13 protein-coding genes and 2 tRNA genes are annotated in these 13809 nt (G+C 70.0%); 3 read left to right on the top strand and 12 right to left on the bottom strand.

Features of this window, described 5'->3' with window-relative positions; all coding sequences use genetic code 11:
• Nucleotides 1–14: 14 nt before the first annotated feature.
• The 8 genes from OG885_RS23570 to OG885_RS23535 form a co-directional block, all read right to left on the bottom strand.
• Nucleotides 15–1499 carry an MFS transporter gene (locus OG885_RS23570; protein ID WP_405734730.1) on the bottom strand — a complete coding sequence of 495 codons (1485 nt, stop codon included), beginning with the start codon at nt 1497–1499 and terminating at the stop codon, nt 15–17.
• 106 nt (nt 1500–1605) lie between these two features.
• Nucleotides 1606–3786, bottom strand: a complete 2181-nt coding sequence (locus OG885_RS23565) for an ArnT family glycosyltransferase (protein ID WP_405734728.1) — start codon at nt 3784–3786, stop codon at nt 1606–1608.
• Nucleotides 3783–5234: a glycosyltransferase gene (locus OG885_RS23560; RefSeq protein ID WP_405734726.1), complete on the bottom strand. Its 1452-nt coding sequence runs from the start codon at nt 5232–5234 to the stop codon at nt 3783–3785. The genes OG885_RS23565 and OG885_RS23560 overlap by 4 nt, the downstream gene beginning before the upstream one ends.
• Before the next feature lie 14 nt (nt 5235–5248).
• Complete coding sequence (locus tag OG885_RS23555) at nt 5249–6874, bottom strand: ATP-binding protein (protein ID WP_405734724.1); 1626 nt, start codon at nt 6872–6874, stop codon at nt 5249–5251.
• Complete coding sequence (locus OG885_RS23550) at nt 6871–7611, bottom strand: response regulator transcription factor (RefSeq protein WP_026179246.1); 741 nt, start codon at nt 7609–7611, stop codon at nt 6871–6873. Before OG885_RS23550 ends, OG885_RS23555 begins: the two co-directional genes overlap by 4 nt.
• Before the next feature lie 115 nt (nt 7612–7726).
• Entirely contained in the window at nt 7727–8107 is a 381-nt protein-coding gene (locus tag OG885_RS23545) for an antibiotic biosynthesis monooxygenase family protein (RefSeq protein WP_405734722.1), read from the bottom strand.
• 145 nt (nt 8108–8252) lie between these two features.
• On the bottom strand, nt 8253–9134 hold the full coding sequence (locus OG885_RS23540; protein ID WP_405734720.1) for a DUF2797 domain-containing protein: 882 nt from the start codon (nt 9132–9134) through the stop codon (nt 8253–8255).
• Nucleotides 9135–9256: 122 nt separating this feature from the next.
• Nucleotides 9257–9622 carry an HGxxPAAW family protein gene (locus OG885_RS23535; RefSeq protein ID WP_405734718.1) on the bottom strand — a complete coding sequence of 122 codons (366 nt, stop codon included), beginning with the start codon at nt 9620–9622 and terminating at the stop codon, nt 9257–9259.
• 92 nt (nt 9623–9714) lie between these two features.
• Here OG885_RS23535 and OG885_RS23530 point away from each other — a divergent pair, with 92 nt between their 5' ends.
• Nucleotides 9715–10215 (top strand): MarR family transcriptional regulator, encoded by a 501-nt coding sequence (locus OG885_RS23530; RefSeq protein WP_405734716.1) that lies wholly within the window; start codon nt 9715–9717, stop codon nt 10213–10215.
• 133 nt (nt 10216–10348) lie between these two features.
• A complete protein-coding gene (locus OG885_RS23525) occupies nt 10349–10855 on the top strand; it encodes a hypothetical protein (RefSeq protein WP_405734714.1) in 507 nt (168 codons plus the stop codon).
• Nucleotides 10856–10865: 10 nt separating this feature from the next.
• Here OG885_RS23525 and OG885_RS23520 read toward each other — a convergent pair whose 3' ends face one another.
• The gene (locus OG885_RS23520; protein ID WP_405734712.1) at nt 10866–12149 is read right to left on the bottom strand and encodes a hypothetical protein; all 1284 of its coding nucleotides are present in this window, start codon (nt 12147–12149) and stop codon (nt 10866–10868) included.
• 276 nt (nt 12150–12425) lie between these two features.
• On the opposite strand from OG885_RS23520, the gene OG885_RS23515 reads away from it, so the two are divergent.
• Entirely contained in the window at nt 12426–12605 is a 180-nt protein-coding gene (locus tag OG885_RS23515) for a hypothetical protein (protein ID WP_405734710.1), read from the top strand.
• Between the two features lie 21 nt (nt 12606–12626).
• Here OG885_RS23515 and OG885_RS23510 read toward each other — a convergent pair whose 3' ends face one another.
• The 3 genes from OG885_RS23510 to OG885_RS23500 all read right to left on the bottom strand — a co-directional run bounded on the left by OG885_RS23510 (nt 12627) and on the right by OG885_RS23500 (nt 13740).
• Nucleotides 12627–13319, bottom strand: coding sequence for a signal protein (locus OG885_RS23510; RefSeq protein WP_405734708.1), 693 nt, complete (start codon nt 13317–13319; stop codon nt 12627–12629).
• A 69-nt stretch (nt 13320–13388) separates the two neighbouring features.
• Nucleotides 13389–13461: transfer RNA gene (locus OG885_RS23505), tRNA-Arg, on the bottom strand.
• Between the two features lie 188 nt (nt 13462–13649).
• Nucleotides 13650–13740, bottom strand: a tRNA-Ser gene (locus OG885_RS23500).
• Between the last annotated feature and the right edge of the window lie 69 nt (nt 13741–13809).

The raw sequence follows: 13809 nt of genomic DNA, 5'->3' as shown, positions 1-13809 counted from the left end.
CAGCATCCCCCGAGCTACTGGGCGCCCCCTCCCCGCTCAGCCCTCCTCAACAGCGCAGCGGCAACAACCCCACCCGCCAACACCGCAACCGCCCCCACCAGCAAACTGCTCTCCAGCCCAGAAGAGAACGCCTCCGTAATCCGCACCTTCTCCCCAGCCGACCCCGCCTCGGCCAGCGCCGCCGGCAAAGACGACGCCGCCACAGAAACCAGCGCGGCGAACCGCGAACTCAGCACAGCCCCCAGCACCGCAACCCCCAACCCCTGCCCGAACTCGGCAACGGTCCCGTTGATCCCCGCCCCGATCCCCGCCTTCTCCGGCGGTATCGAGCTCATGATCGCGTGCGCCATCGCCGGATTGGCGACAGCCGCCCCCGCCCCGATGAGCAACAGCCCCACCAGCGTCCCCGCATAACCGCCGGAGGCCACCGTGGCGATGGACGCCAGTCCACCCGCCATCAGCGCCATGCCGAGTCCGATGGCGGCCGGGTTGCCCAGCCGCGTCGCCCACTTCGCCGCCAATCCCGAGAAGTTGAGGACGACGATCGACAGAGCGAGCGGCGCGGTGCGCAGGCCCGCCTCCAGGGGGCCGTAGCCGAGGACGAACTGCATGTGCTGGGTGAGCAGGAAGAGCGAACCGCCCATGCCGAAGGTGATGAGCACCGCGCCGGCGATGGCGCCCGTGAAGCGGCGGTCGCGGAAGAACTGGAGGTCGAGCATGGGGTGTTCGATCCGGCTCTCCCAGTACGCGAAGCCGGCGAGCACACCCACCGCGACGGCCGCCGTCAGCAGCACCCGTCCCGATGTCCAGCCGTGCTCCGGACCGGAGATGATCGCGAAGACGAGGGACGCCATACCGATCGTCGACAGCAACGCGCCGAGCAGATCAGGGCGGTCGCCACGCGGGTTCTTGGACTCCGGCACCAGCGTCACGGCCGCCACCAACCCCACTGCCGCGACCGGCAGGTTGACCAGGAAGATCGCGCCCCACCAGAAGTGGTCCAGCATGAACCCGCCGAGCAGCGGGCCGCAGGCGAAGCCGAGCGCGTTGACCGCGGCCCAGATGCCGATCGCCTTGGCGTGCTCCTCGGGTGCGAAGATCTGCATCACGACCGCGAGGGTCGTCGTCAGCAACAGCGCTCCGCCGACGCCCATCCCGGCGCGCGCCGCGATCAACTGGCCCGTGCTGTCGGCCAGTCCGGCGATCAGCGAACCGACGCCGAACAGGCTCAGGCCGGCGATCAGCATCTTCTTGCGGCCGTAGCGGTCGGCGGCGCTGCCCGCGGTGAGCAGCAGCCCGGACTGCACCAGCGAGTACGCGTTGATCATCCACTGGATGTCCGAGGTGGCCGCGCCCAGCTCACGCGTGAGCGAGGGGATCGCGACGTTCAGCACGGTGTTGTCGAGGACGACGGTCAGCTGGGCGAGACAGATGACACCGAGGATGAGCCAGCGCTGGGGATGGCCCTGAGAGACGGTCACTGCTGTGGGAGCGGACATGCTGTACACCGTAGAACGATTCCTATACGGCGTACAACGCGATTTCCCGCCGTACGACGAAGAGGGCGGCGACCGCCGTGGTCGCCGCCCTCTCTCGTTCCCTGCGTCAGCTGCTCGCCTTCTGTGTCAGGTCGTAGAAGGTGGACGAACCCACCGTCACCTTCTTGAAGTTGGCCTCGACCCAGGAGGTGATCTGCGAGGACGTGCCGCTGCTGCTGCCGCCCATGCCGCCGCCGGAGCCGGACGAGATGAAGTAGTGGATCTTTCCGTCCTCGACGTACTGCTTGAACTGGGCCAGCGTCGGGGACGGGTCGGTGCCGTTGAAGCCGCCGATCGCCATCACCGGGTCGCCGGTGGAGAGCTGGTAGCTCGCCGCGTTCTGGGCGCCGATGGCCGCCGCGACCCAGGTGTAGTCACCGGAGTCGGTCTCCAGGAGCTTCTTGGCCTCGTCGGAGACGGTCGCGCCGTTCAGCAGACCGCCGACGCCACCGCCGCCGCCCATGCCGCCGCCCTCGCCCGTCTGACCGCCACCCGGGAAGCCGTTGCCCTGCTGGCTCTGGCCGCCCTGACCCTGCTGGCTCTGGGAGTTGCCGTTGCTGTTGCCGTTCTGGCCGGGCATGCCGCCACCGGGGAAGCCATTGCCCTGCTGGCCGTTCTGCTGACCCTGCTGACCCTGCTGGCTGTTCTGGCCACCGCCCGGGAAGCCGCCACCGCCGCCGGGGCCACCGCCCCGGCCGCCACCGCCGCCGCCCATCATGCTCGCGCCGGCCGGACCGGCCGTGACGATGGAGCCGGTGTGGCCCTCCTGGAGGGTGCTGATGGTGTACGCGGTCGGACCGGCGAGGGAGGCCACCAGGCCCAGGGACGCCGCCGCGAGGGCGAGTTGGCGGTTGATCCGGCCGGCGAAGATGAGGCCGAGCGCGGCGACCAGTCCGCCGACGAGGACCAGCCACTTCAGCCAGGGCAGGTAATCGGAGGTGCGGTTGAGGAGGACGTAGCTCCAGACCGCGGCCGCCACGACCGCCGCCGCGAGCGTGATCGACGCCCACATCTCGCCGCGCTTCTCCCACAGGAGCCCGGCGCCCATGCCGATCACGGCCGCCATGTAGGGGGCGAGGGCCACCGTGTAGTACTGGTGGAAGATGCCCGCCATGTAGCTGAAGACGACCATGGTGATGACCAGCGAGCCGCCCCAGACCAGGAACGAGGCGCGGGTGACGGACGTCCTGCGGGCCTTGCGGGTCGCCCACAGCCCCGCGGCCAGCAGGATCAGGGCCGCCGGGAGCAGCCAGGAGATCTGGCCGCCGATCTCGGAGTTGAACATCCGGTCCCAGCCGGTCTCGCCCCACTGGCCGCCGCTGTTGCCGCCACCGCCGCCGACGCTGCCGGTCTCCTCGCCGTTCAGCCGGCCGAGTCCGTTGTAGCCGAAGGTCAGTTCAAGGAACGAGTTGTTCTGGGAGCCGCCGATGTAGGGGCGGGAGGAGGCCGGCCACAGTTCGACGATCGCCACCCACCAGCCGCCGGAGAGGATCAACGCGCCTGTCGCGGCGGCCAGTTGACCGAACCGCTTCTTCAGCGACACCGGCGCGCAGACCGCGTACACGATCGCGAGCGGCGGCAGGATCAGAAAGGCCTGGAGCGTCTTGGCGAGGAAGGCGAAGCCGATCGCCACACCCGCCCACACCAGCCACCTGGTGCGGCCGTCCTCCACGGCCCGGACCACGAAGTAGCAGGCCACGGCCATCAGCAGGGCCAGCATCGCGTCCGGGTTGTTGAACCGGAACATCAGCGCCGCGACGGGGGTGAGCGCGAGCGAGGCGCCCGCGATCAGACCGGCCGCGGGGCTGAAGCGGCGGCGCACGGAGGCGTAGACAACAGCGACCGAGCCGATGCCCATGAGGACCTCGGGCATCAGGATCGCCCAGGAGCTGAGGCCGAAGATCCGCACCGACAGAGCCATCGGCCACAGGGAGGCCGGGGGCTTGTCGACGGTGATCGCGTTGGCCGCGTCGAGCGAGCCGAAGAAGAACGCCTTCCAGGACTGGCTGCCCGCCTGGACGGCCGCGGAGTAGAAGGAGTTGGCGTAGCCGGAGGAGCTCAGGTTGTAGAAGTAGAGCACCGCGGTGGCCAGGAGCAGGCCCCAGAAGGCGGGGCGGGCCCAGCGCGGGTCCTCGGGGCGGCCGCGCCAGAGTCTTTTGACGAACGGCTGCTGGGGCTCGCCGGCCCCGGGGGCGGGCGGGGCCGGGGGAGCCGCGGGCTCCTGCACGGCCGTACTGGTGATGGTCATCGGGCGTCCCTCGGGTCGGTGTCGGTCGGACGCACCGGCTGCAACTGCATGGTGGCGTCCCCCCAGGTGCGGTCCGCGGCTTCACCGGCGCGGAACTGGTCGTCGTACTCGTCGTACGTGAAGTGGTTGCCGCCCGCGCGCACCGGCAGCGGCGGGTGGAGAGGTGGTGCGGCGGGGGCGGGGGTGTGGCTCGCGACGACCGTCGACTCGCGGCGGTCGGGGAACACCCAGGCCCGGAAGAGCAGGAAGCGCAGCACGGTCGCGGCGAGGTTGGCGGCGATCAGGACCGCCAGCTCGGTGGAGTGCGCGGGGTTGCTGCTGGCCGCGTTGAGGGCGGCGAGCGAACCGCTGGTCAGGGCGAGGCCGATGCCGAAGACGACGAGGCCCTGCGCCTGGTGCCGAACCGCGCCGCCGCTGCCGCGCACCCCGAAGGTCAGCCGGCGGTTGGCCGCCGTGTTGGCGACGGCGGAGACCAGCAGCGCGAGCGCGTTGGCCACCTGCGAGCCGCCGAACTGCCGGAAGGCGCTGTAGAGCAGCAGATAGAAGAGCGTCGACAGCCCGCCGACGACACAGAACCCGACGAGCTGACGGGCCAGCCCCTTAGGTACGTCCTTGATCTCGCGGTCGCGTGGGTCGTCACCGAAGGGACGCGCGATCCGGTCCAGCGGCAGCGAGCCGGAGGCCAGCGCCTTGCCCACCCGCCACACCCCCTTCAGGTCCTCGGTCGCCGTCTTCACGATGTGGACGGTGGAGTCCGGGTCGTCGACCCAGTCGACGGGGACCTCATGGATCCTGAGCCCCGCGCGCTCGGCGATGACGAGCATCTCGGTGTCGAAGAACCAGCCGGTGTCCTCGACCATCGGCAGCAGCACCTGCGCCACGTCACGCCGGATGGCCTTGAAGCCGCACTGCGCGTCCGAGAAGCGGGCCTGGAGCGAGCCGCGCAGGATGAGGTTGTACGAGCGGCTGATGAACTCCCGCTTGGGACCGCGCACCACGCGTGAGGAGCGGGCGAGCCGGGACCCGATCGCCAGGTCGGAGTGGCCCGAGATCAGCGGGGCCACCAGCGGGAGCAGGGCGTTGAGGTCGGTGGACAGGTCCACGTCCATGTAGGCGAGGATCGGCGCGTCCGAGGCGGACCACACGGTGCGCAGGGCGCGACCGCGGCCCTTCTGCTCCAGTCGGAAGGCCCGGACCTCGGCGATCTCCGCCTCCAGCCGCTGGGACACCTGCGGGGTGGTGTCCGTCGACGCGTTGTCCGCGATCGTGATGCGGAACGCGTACGGGAAGGTGCGGGTGAGGTGCTCGTGCAGTCTCCGCACACACGGCTGGAGGTCCTTCTCCTCGTTGTAGACGGGGATCACTACGTCCAGGACAGGCGTACCGGCATCTGCGGCCGGGAGGTGCTCCCGCGCCGGCAGAGTGCCGGGAGAAGAGTCGGTTCGCATGACACCGACTGTGGTCAAGTGCCCTGTTGCACCCATGTGCTGGCACTGTGGTGTGCCTGTGAGTGCGATTGCCAGTTCGTTTCGGGCGCCGGGCGGGGCGTCGCGGGCGCGAGCGCGGGCAGATGAACCGTGAACACGGTCCGCCCCGGCACGCTGTCCACGGTCACGGCACCGCCGTGCGCGGTCGCCACGGCCTGCACGATGGCGAGCCCGAGCCCCGTCGACCCGGAGGCCCGGGACCGCGACGAGTCACCGCGCGCGAACCTCTCGAAGACATGCGGCAGCAGATCCGGCGGTATCCCCTGGCCGTTGTCCTCGACGTCCACACACATCCAGGGCCCGCGCCGCTGGATTCGGGCGGTGATCGTGGTCCCCGGCTCCGTGTGCTTACGGGCGTTTCCGAGCAGGTTGATGAGCACCTGCTGGAGGCGGGCGGCGTCGCCGGAGACGAGCGCGGGTTCGTCGGGCAGGTCCAGCCGCCAGTTGTGCTCCATGCCGGCGGCGCGGGTGTCGCTGATGGTGTCCACGACGAGGGGGATGAGGTCGGTCTGCTCGAACTGGAGCGGCCGCCCGGCATCGAGCCGCGCGAGCAGCAACAGGTCTTCAACGAGCAACGTCATACGCCCCGCCTCGGACTCGATACGTCCGAGCGCGTGACGGGTGTCGGGACCGATCTGCTCTCTGCCGCGCCGGGTCAGTTCGGCGTAACCGCGGATGGAGGCGAGGGGGGTCCTGAGTTCATGACTGGCGTCCGCGACGAACTGCCGTACCCGCATCTCGCTCTGCTGACGCGAGTGCAGGGCGGCGTGGACGTGGTCCAGCATCCTGTTGAGCGCGACGCCCACCTTGCCGACCTCGGTGCTCGGATCGCACTCCGACTCCGGCACCCGCTCACTGAGGTTCACCTCGCCGGTGTGGAGGGGGAGTTCGGAGACCCGGGTCGCGGTCGCGGCGACGCGACGCAGGGGGCGGGTGGCCACACCGACGATGACGGTACCGGCGATACCGGCGGCGATGAGGCCTGCGGCGGTGACGCTGGCTTCTACGGCTATGAGGGTGTTGAGGGTGTTGTTGACGCCGGTGGTGGGGATGGCCACGTAGTAGCTGTTGCCGGCGTCGGTGCTCTTGAACACGACGCGGTACTCGCCGAGTCCGGGCAGGTCGACGGTGTGCTCGCCGTCGTCCTGGGAAACCTCGTTCAGCGCCGACTGCGCGGCCTCGCTGACGCTCTCGGCCTTCATCCCGCTGATGTCGGTGTTGTCCGCGTCCTTCTCACCGACCCGGGCATCGGTGATGCTGCCGTTCACGACCTTGGCGATGATCGTGCCTTCCGGCTGCGGGCCGCGCTTGACGAAGTCGTCGAGGCTGAGACTGTTCGTCTGGGAGCTCTGGGGGATCGCGACGCCTTTGTCCCCCTCGCCGGGCGGCTTGCTGCCCATGTACACACGCGCCGAGACATCACCCAGCTGCTTGTCCAACTGGTCGTACAGATGCGACCGCAACGCCAACGTCGTCACGGTCCCGATCACCGCACACACCACGGCGATCAGCACAACGGACGCGACGACGAGCCGCGCCCGCAGGGTACGCGGCTTGCCCAGTCGCTTCTTCTGCGGACGCTCCCGTCGTCGTCCGCTCATGACGCCGCGGGCTTGATCAGGTAACCGGCGCCACGCCGGGTGTGGATCATCGGCTCGCGACCGGCGTCGATCTTGCGGCGCAGGTACGAGATGTAGAGCTCGACGACATTGGCCTGCCCCCCGAAGTCGTAGGACCACACGCGGTCGAGGATCTGCGCCTTGCTGAGCACACGCCGGGGATTACGCATCAGGAAGCGAAGGAGTTCGAACTCGGTCGCGGTGAGGTGGATGCCCTCCCCGGCCCGCGAGACCTCGTGACTGTCCTCGTCGAGGGTGAGGTCACCGACGACGAGCACGGAGTCGGACCGCCGGTCGGCCGCGCCGGAGCGCCGTATGAGTCCGCGCAGCCGAGCCACGACCTCCTCAAGGGAGAACGGCTTGGTGACGTAGTCGTCCCCACCGGCGGTAAGCCCGGCGATACGGTCCTCGACGGCGTCCTTCGCGGTGAGGAAGAGGACGGGAACGTCCGGCAGCTCACGCCGCAGGCGGCCGAGAACGGTCAGCCCGTCCATGTCGGGCAGCATCATGTCGAGAACGACGGCGTCGGGCCGGAACTCCCGGGCGGTCTGGATGGCACCGGTGCCATCCCCCGCACTCCGGATCTGCCAGCCCTCATAACGAAGGGCCATGGACAGCAGTTCGGTGATCGACAGCTCGTCGTCCACCACAAGCACTCGGACGGGGCTCCCGTCCGGCCTCAGCAGTTCGGTGCGCCCCTGGGGCGAGGTCGTGGTCATGGTGAACACACTGTCGGGAGGCTCTGAGAGCAGGCTTTCGGCTTCCTGTGATTTCCCTGAGAAACTCACAGGGAACACCAAGGCGGCGCCTGCCCTACGGCCTCAGGTGGCGGATTCAGCCCCCTTTTGTCACGTTCGTCTCAGCCCGCTGGAAGCTGTGGCTGTGCTCGACCCGGGCGATGTGCAGCGAGTACCGCTCGTACCAGTGCGCCCGCCCGTACTCCTTGGCCTCCCGGTGCTCCGCGTTCTGCCGCCACTCCTCGATACCGGCCAGATCCCGGAAGTAGGCCACGGTCACCGACAGCCCGCCCGGCGTCTGCGCCGAGTCCTCGCCGAGGAATCCTGGGACCTCCTTGACCAGCTCGCCCATGCGCTGCGCGGTGGGGCCGTATCCGGGGCCTTCCCCGTCGTCCCCCTCGGTGCGCAGGGAGGTGAAGACGACGGCGTAGTACGGAGGTTCATGGGCTGCGACAGGGGCAATACGGTGATCGCTCATGGCATCCACGATCGATCCCCGCTCGGCGCCCCGTCCAGGCGCCTTGCCAAAAGGGATCCCGGAGGGATCCGTCTCTTTGCCATCCGTCTTCGCCATCCGCCTCCCAGCAGTCGCCCGTCAACCGCCCCTCAGCCGCCCGGGCCCGTCAGAACAACCCGTCCTGCACCCCCGTCTCTCTCCTGAACTCCCGCACCGGCACCGAAAGTTCCACCGCGGCCCCCTCCACCACCGGCACCAGCCCCCACCCCGTCATCAACCGCGTGTCCAGGACGACCACCCCGCCCCTGGTCCCCAGATGCAGATCCGGCCCGGCCGCGGCGACCAGCCGTCCGCCGACCGCACCGCCCGCGACCAGCTCGCTCACCGCTCCGACAGCGGCCGGCACCCCCGCGAGGCCGAACACCCCCACGTGGTCCACGGGCCGGAACGGCTCGGCCCGCAGCGACTCCGGCCAGCCGCCCAACGCCACCGCCCGCGCATGCAGTTCCGCGATCTCGGCCGCCCGCTCCCCCTCGGTCCCCGGCAACGCGGACCGCACCGCGCGCTTGTCGGCGTACGGAATCCGGTCGGGGACACGGAGAGCGGCCCGCAACAGTTCCTCGCTCCGCCGCGCCGCCATCAGCGGACCGACGCCCAGCCAGCTGAAACAGACGGCCCCCTGCTCCAGCAACCGCGCGGAACCCCGTTCCTCAGCGGTGATCCCGACCTTGACCATCCCGGGGCCGAACCACGCCAGATACACGTGGTACGGGCGCGGATCGTCCGCGATCGTGTCGGCGGCCACCGAGTGCGCCCGGTCGAGGCGCGCGCACTCCTCGCACCGCGCCCCCGTACTGCGCCCCGCCACGGGCGCCCGCACCGGACACGCGTGCCCCCGCGCCCCCACGCAGGTCCGTCCACCCCCGTCCGCGACCCCGAAGGCCACCCTTTTCCCCCAGGTCAGCGCGGAGCGCCGGCCCCCGTCCCACGTCAGCACGGGACCGTCCGCCGACCAGCGCAGCCCCGCGCACTTCCATGCCTGTGCCATCCCGATCGAGAGTAGGGGGCACCACTGACAACGGCCCCATCACAGCGGCCCCGTCACAATGGCCCCGTCACAGCGGCCCCGATCACGACCGCCCATCACGGCGGCCCATCACAACGGCCCGCTCAGCCACCGGCATCCACGGTGACGACCTCCGGCTCGGCAGCGGCGACCACCGGCACCGCGGCTCGCCGCCCCCGCCCCGCCAACCGGCACCCCACACACCCCGGATGCCCGTCCCGCGCCGACAGGTCCCGCGCCCGCATCCCCCACTGCTCCCGCGGCCGGCGCCCCGGCGGCTTGCCCCAGCCCGCGAGATGCAGGGCCCAGGTGACCAGAAGCCCCAGCAGCACCACGGCACCCCCAACCACCAGCACCGGGACCGACACCATGACCACCCCGAGGCCCAGGACGACACAACCGGCCGTGGCCACGGCGCACCCGGTCCACCCCGCGACCGTGTGCCCCTCGTCATACTGGTGCGCACTCACCTTGCAGCCTCCCGCCCACGACAGAACCTCTCACGTCGTAAGCAATTTAGCAGCTAAATCCCTCACGATCTAAGGTAATAGGTAATCCACAGATGCGCGCCAAGCCCCGTCCCGCCGCCACCCCGGCCGAGGCGCTGTCGTCGATGGACTCCCTCATCGCGACGCACCTGCTCGGCCAGCAGGAAATGGCCCAGCGACTGGGCCTGAACGTCACCGACCTGCTCTGCTTCGCCTGTGTCCTGAAGGCCGGCGAGGACCTGCTCACCGCGGGCGACCTCGCGGAGCACGCCCATGTCACGACGGGCGCGATGACCGGCATCCTCAACCGTCTGGAGCGCGGCGGCTTCATCACCCGCCGCCCCGACCCCGGCGACCGCCGCCGCGTCCGCGTCGCCGCCGTCCCGGCCGCGGTCACCCGCCTCACGGCCCTGTACGGCCCCTACTACGCCCGCCTCGACACCCTCTTCGCCGACTACTCCGCGGCCGAGATCGCCGTACTGAACGACTGGTTCACCCGGACGACAGGGCTCGCCCTGGAGTACGTCGAGGAGCTCCGGAGCCAGGACGCGCAGGCGGCCGAGCAGGGCAAGTAGGGGGCGGCGGAGGGGAGATGGTGGAGCTGGCCCCACCCCCGTTCCGGGAGGGCACACCATCGTTTCGCGCGGCGGACGAGGAGATCGTGGAGCACGTCAGCAAGCTCCTCGACCGCCCCGGAAGGACACCACCATGGAGACGCACCGCGCGGAACGCACGGACGCGAAGCCCGAGGTGGGTCCGCTCGCCTCCTTCGTCCGGTTCGTGGTGTGCGGCGGAGGCGTCGGACTGCTGTCGAGCGCGGCGGTCCCGCTGCTGGCGCTGCTGATGCCGTGGGCGGCGGCCAACGCCGTGATCACGGTGGCGTCCACGATCCTGTGCACCGAGCTGCACGCCCTGTTCACCTTCGGCACCGGCCGCCGCGCGGGCCTCCGCCGGCATCTGCAGTCGGCGGGCTCGGCGACGGCGGCCTACGTGGTGACCTGCGCCGCGATGTTCCTTCTGCACTTCGTGCAGTCCTCACCGGGCCTGGCCTGGGAGCAGGCCGTCTATCTGGGCGCCTCCGGCCTCGCCGGCATCGGCCGCTTCCTGGTGCTGCGGTTGTGCGTCTTCACGGGCACCCGCGGGGAGACGGCGACCGTACGGCCCCTGCCGGCCGCCACCCGCCTCCACCACGGCGACCTCCGGCTCGCCTGGTAGCGGACGGCGGCTAGGAACCGTCCGCCCGCACCGCGTACACGTACCGCAGACCGTCGTACTCGCTGACGTTCCAGATCACCGACTCGCTGTACGACCAGCCGGATGCCCCGCTGCTGTGGAAGCTCAGGTCCTCGCAGCCGACGGCGAGGTCGGCGACGGTGGTGGCGGTGGACGCGCCGGAGGTGAAGGTGCGCAGGGCGCCCTTGGTGGACGGGCCCGCGCTCACCGAGAGGTAGTGCTTGGTGTTGCGGGAGACGATGCCCTGGATCTTCTTCTGGGCGACGGTGACGGCCTCGGTCGCGGTGAGCGAACCCGGGTGCCGGTCGGTGTAGTCGAGCTGCCAGCGGACGACATGAGGCGTCGTCTCGGCGGGCGCGCCGGTGCCGTTGAAGGTGTGGCCGGGGTCGTTGTAGGAGACCACGCCGTCGAGGGAGTACTCGCCGATCACCAGGCTGTCGGGGGTGCTGGCGCGGTCGAGGCCGATCGTCGAGTAGCGCAGATACGTTCCGGCGTTGTCGTAGGCGTAGCTCTGCGGGAGGACGTACTGGTAGCCGTACCCGTAGTACTTGCCGTCGGTGTGCAGACCGCAGACGTCCTTCTCCGCGGTCTCGACGGTGAACAGGGTGTTGAGATCGAAGATCCGCAGACCCTTGTAGGTGTCGACGACGTAGAGCAGGTTGCCGTACCACATGATGCCGCCGGCGTGCTTCTGCACGGGCGCGAAGGAGTAGGCACCCGAGGCCGTGCGGACCGGCTCGACGAGCAGTACGTGCCGATAGGTGGGCGCGGCGGCGGTGTTGTGGTCGACGAAGGTCAGGCGCATGCCCTTGTCGATGGCGTACTCGTCGCCCGGGGTGTCGGGGTCGGTGTCGGTCTCGAAGTACCAGGAGACGAGGACGACCTTGTCGCCGCCGCTGTCCGGGTAGCGGCCGTTGCCGTAGGCGTCGGCGCTGGTGGTGACGCCCTGGGGTATCCAGTACGGAACGTCCTGGTCGGCGGGGTCCCAGGCGAAGCCGGTCTGGAAGGCCTCGGCGGTGCTGGGTGCGCTGCTCAGCGGGTCGGCGTCGCGGTTGGCGGTGGCTATGACGGTGGTGGCGTCCACCTTGGTCAGCCGCGCCGCCAACCCGGCCGTCAGCGCGGCGAATTCGCCGTGCTCGTTGGAGGTGCGGCCGGCCAGGGAGTACTGGTTCGCGACGACGGTCGCCGCGTGGGCGGGCGCGGCGGCGAGGACGTTCGCGGCCGCACCGGCGAGGGGTGCGGCGGCCATGCCGCGCAGGATCGTTCTTCTCGTCATGGTCATGACGTGAAAAACTAGGCGCATTCGAACATGCGACACAAGCGCATATGTTCGCCTCAACGGGCGGGAGTGACACGGCACTTGGGCCGCCGCCACCCCGCCACGGGGCAGCCGCACCCGACGGGTGGGGCTGGCCACACCCCCGGCCCGGTAGGCGACTCCATGGTTCCGCGAGGGGGCTCGCGGCATGGTGGAAGCCAGAGGTTTTCAACGGCCTTCGGAGGAAACGGGTCCCGCCCCAGAGGCTCGACCCCTCACCGGAAGGAAGCTCCCATGAACACCCAGCCCCACACCCGGTTCCCCGCCGACGACAGCGAACTCGCCCCGCTGCTCACCGCCTGGGACCAGGCCCACCCGGCCGCCGCCGACCCCGAGTGGCGCCACCTGCTGGACGAACTCGCCCACCCGCACACGATCGAGGCCTTCCACCGGCTGGCCGGGGCGGCGGCCTGAGCTCCCGCACGCGGCCTCCGGCTACGAGGCGGCGGCCACGGTCAGCGTGTAGTCGACCCCCGTCGCGAAGTCCCCGGCAGTGCCACGGATCTTCAGCGAGTGCACACCGCTCTTGAGAGCGGGCAGTTGGACCCACAGCCCGCAGCCCGTGCCCTCGAACGTCTGGTCGGTGCCGGTGACGGGATTGCTCGCGACGCCCTCCACGGTCACGGCCTCGTCGCGATAGACGTCCGCCTTGACCTTCCTGCCGTCCAGGACCGCCGATCCGTCGACGCCGTCCATGAACAGCGCGCAGTCTTCGAGCCCGCCGATCCGGTTCACGAGGGGAAAGGCGACCGGCACGCCCGCGGGCACCGGGCAGCTCCGCTGGGCCCGTGTACCGAAGGTGCCGGCCAGGAACCACACGTCCTTCGGCTGGTTCCGCGCACAGTCACCGCCGTCCTCATCGGCGACCGGGTTGGTCGACTCGGGCTCCGAAGCCGCCCAGGACCACCAGCGGCTCTGCAGCACATCGGGGGCGAGCCGCCCCTGCTCCGCCGAGGACACGGACGCGGACTCGGACGCAGACGCAGACGCAGATACGGAGGCAGACGCGGACGCCGACTCCGGCGCCTCTCCGGCTTCCTCGCCTCCGTCGCCACGACCGCACCCCACCAGCACGGCCGCCAGCCCGACCACCACGAGCCCCGCTCTGCCGCCGCCCCTGACCTTCATCGCGCTCTCCCTCCCCAAAACATCACGAAACGCGAAAGGCCCCGGATCTCTCCGGGGCCTCTCTCGATGTGCACTCGGCAGGATTCGAACCTGCAACCTTCTGATCCGTAGTCAGATGCTCTATCCGTTAAGCTACGAGTGCTTGTTCTGTTTTCCCGCCGTTCCTTGCCCTTCCGGGCCGCTCGCGGCGACAGGAAGAACATTACATGACTGCCGCCGCCATGTGAAATCCGTTTGCCGCACCCCTTGTGACCTGCGAAAACGCCATGTGGGGCCTCTTCTGACAACGACGAAGCCCCGGTCTGAGGACCGGGGCTTCGTGATCAAGCGCGGAGGCGGAGGGATTTGAACCCTCGATGGGATTTAAGTCCCAAACCGCATTAGCAGTGCGGCGCCATAGACCGGACTAGGCGACGCCTCCAGCACAGCCGCCCGCGCGAGCGCGAGTGGTGCGTGCAGATGATGACACAGTCGAGCGTGGTGTCACCAA

The organism is Streptomyces sp. NBC_00028 (assembly GCF_045041065.1).
Lineage (GTDB): Bacteria > Actinomycetota > Actinomycetes > Streptomycetales > Streptomycetaceae > Streptomyces.
The sequence above is the reverse complement of the archived record's forward strand: the minus strand, read 5'-3'. Positions and strand labels throughout refer to the sequence as shown.

Excerpts from the sequence above, each read along its gene's own strand:
- OG885_RS23570 (WP_405734730.1), bottom strand. The coding sequence starts at position 1,499 with ATGTCCGCTCCCACAGCAGTGACCGTCTCTCAGGGCCATCCCCAGCGC.
- OG885_RS23565 (WP_405734728.1), bottom strand. The coding sequence starts at position 3,786 with ATGACCATCACCAGTACGGCCGTGCAGGAGCCCGCGGCTCCCCCGGCC.
- OG885_RS23560 (WP_405734726.1), bottom strand. The coding sequence starts at position 5,234 with ATGCGAACCGACTCTTCTCCCGGCACTCTGCCGGCGCGGGAGCACCTC.
- OG885_RS23555 (WP_405734724.1), bottom strand. The coding sequence starts at position 6,874 with ATGAGCGGACGACGACGGGAGCGTCCGCAGAAGAAGCGACTGGGCAAG.
- OG885_RS23550 (WP_026179246.1), bottom strand. The coding sequence starts at position 7,611 with ATGACCACGACCTCGCCCCAGGGGCGCACCGAACTGCTGAGGCCGGAC.
- OG885_RS23545 (WP_405734722.1), bottom strand. The coding sequence starts at position 8,107 with ATGAGCGATCACCGTATTGCCCCTGTCGCAGCCCATGAACCTCCGTAC.
- OG885_RS23540 (WP_405734720.1), bottom strand. The coding sequence starts at position 9,134 with ATGGCACAGGCATGGAAGTGCGCGGGGCTGCGCTGGTCGGCGGACGGT.
- OG885_RS23530 (WP_405734716.1), top strand. The coding sequence starts at position 9,715 with ATGCGCGCCAAGCCCCGTCCCGCCGCCACCCCGGCCGAGGCGCTGTCG.
- OG885_RS23525 (WP_405734714.1), top strand. The coding sequence starts at position 10,349 with ATGGAGACGCACCGCGCGGAACGCACGGACGCGAAGCCCGAGGTGGGT.
- OG885_RS23520 (WP_405734712.1), bottom strand. The coding sequence starts at position 12,149 with ATGACGAGAAGAACGATCCTGCGCGGCATGGCCGCCGCACCCCTCGCC.
- OG885_RS23515 (WP_405734710.1), top strand. The coding sequence starts at position 12,426 with ATGAACACCCAGCCCCACACCCGGTTCCCCGCCGACGACAGCGAACTC.
- OG885_RS23510 (WP_405734708.1), bottom strand. The coding sequence starts at position 13,319 with ATGAAGGTCAGGGGCGGCGGCAGAGCGGGGCTCGTGGTGGTCGGGCTG.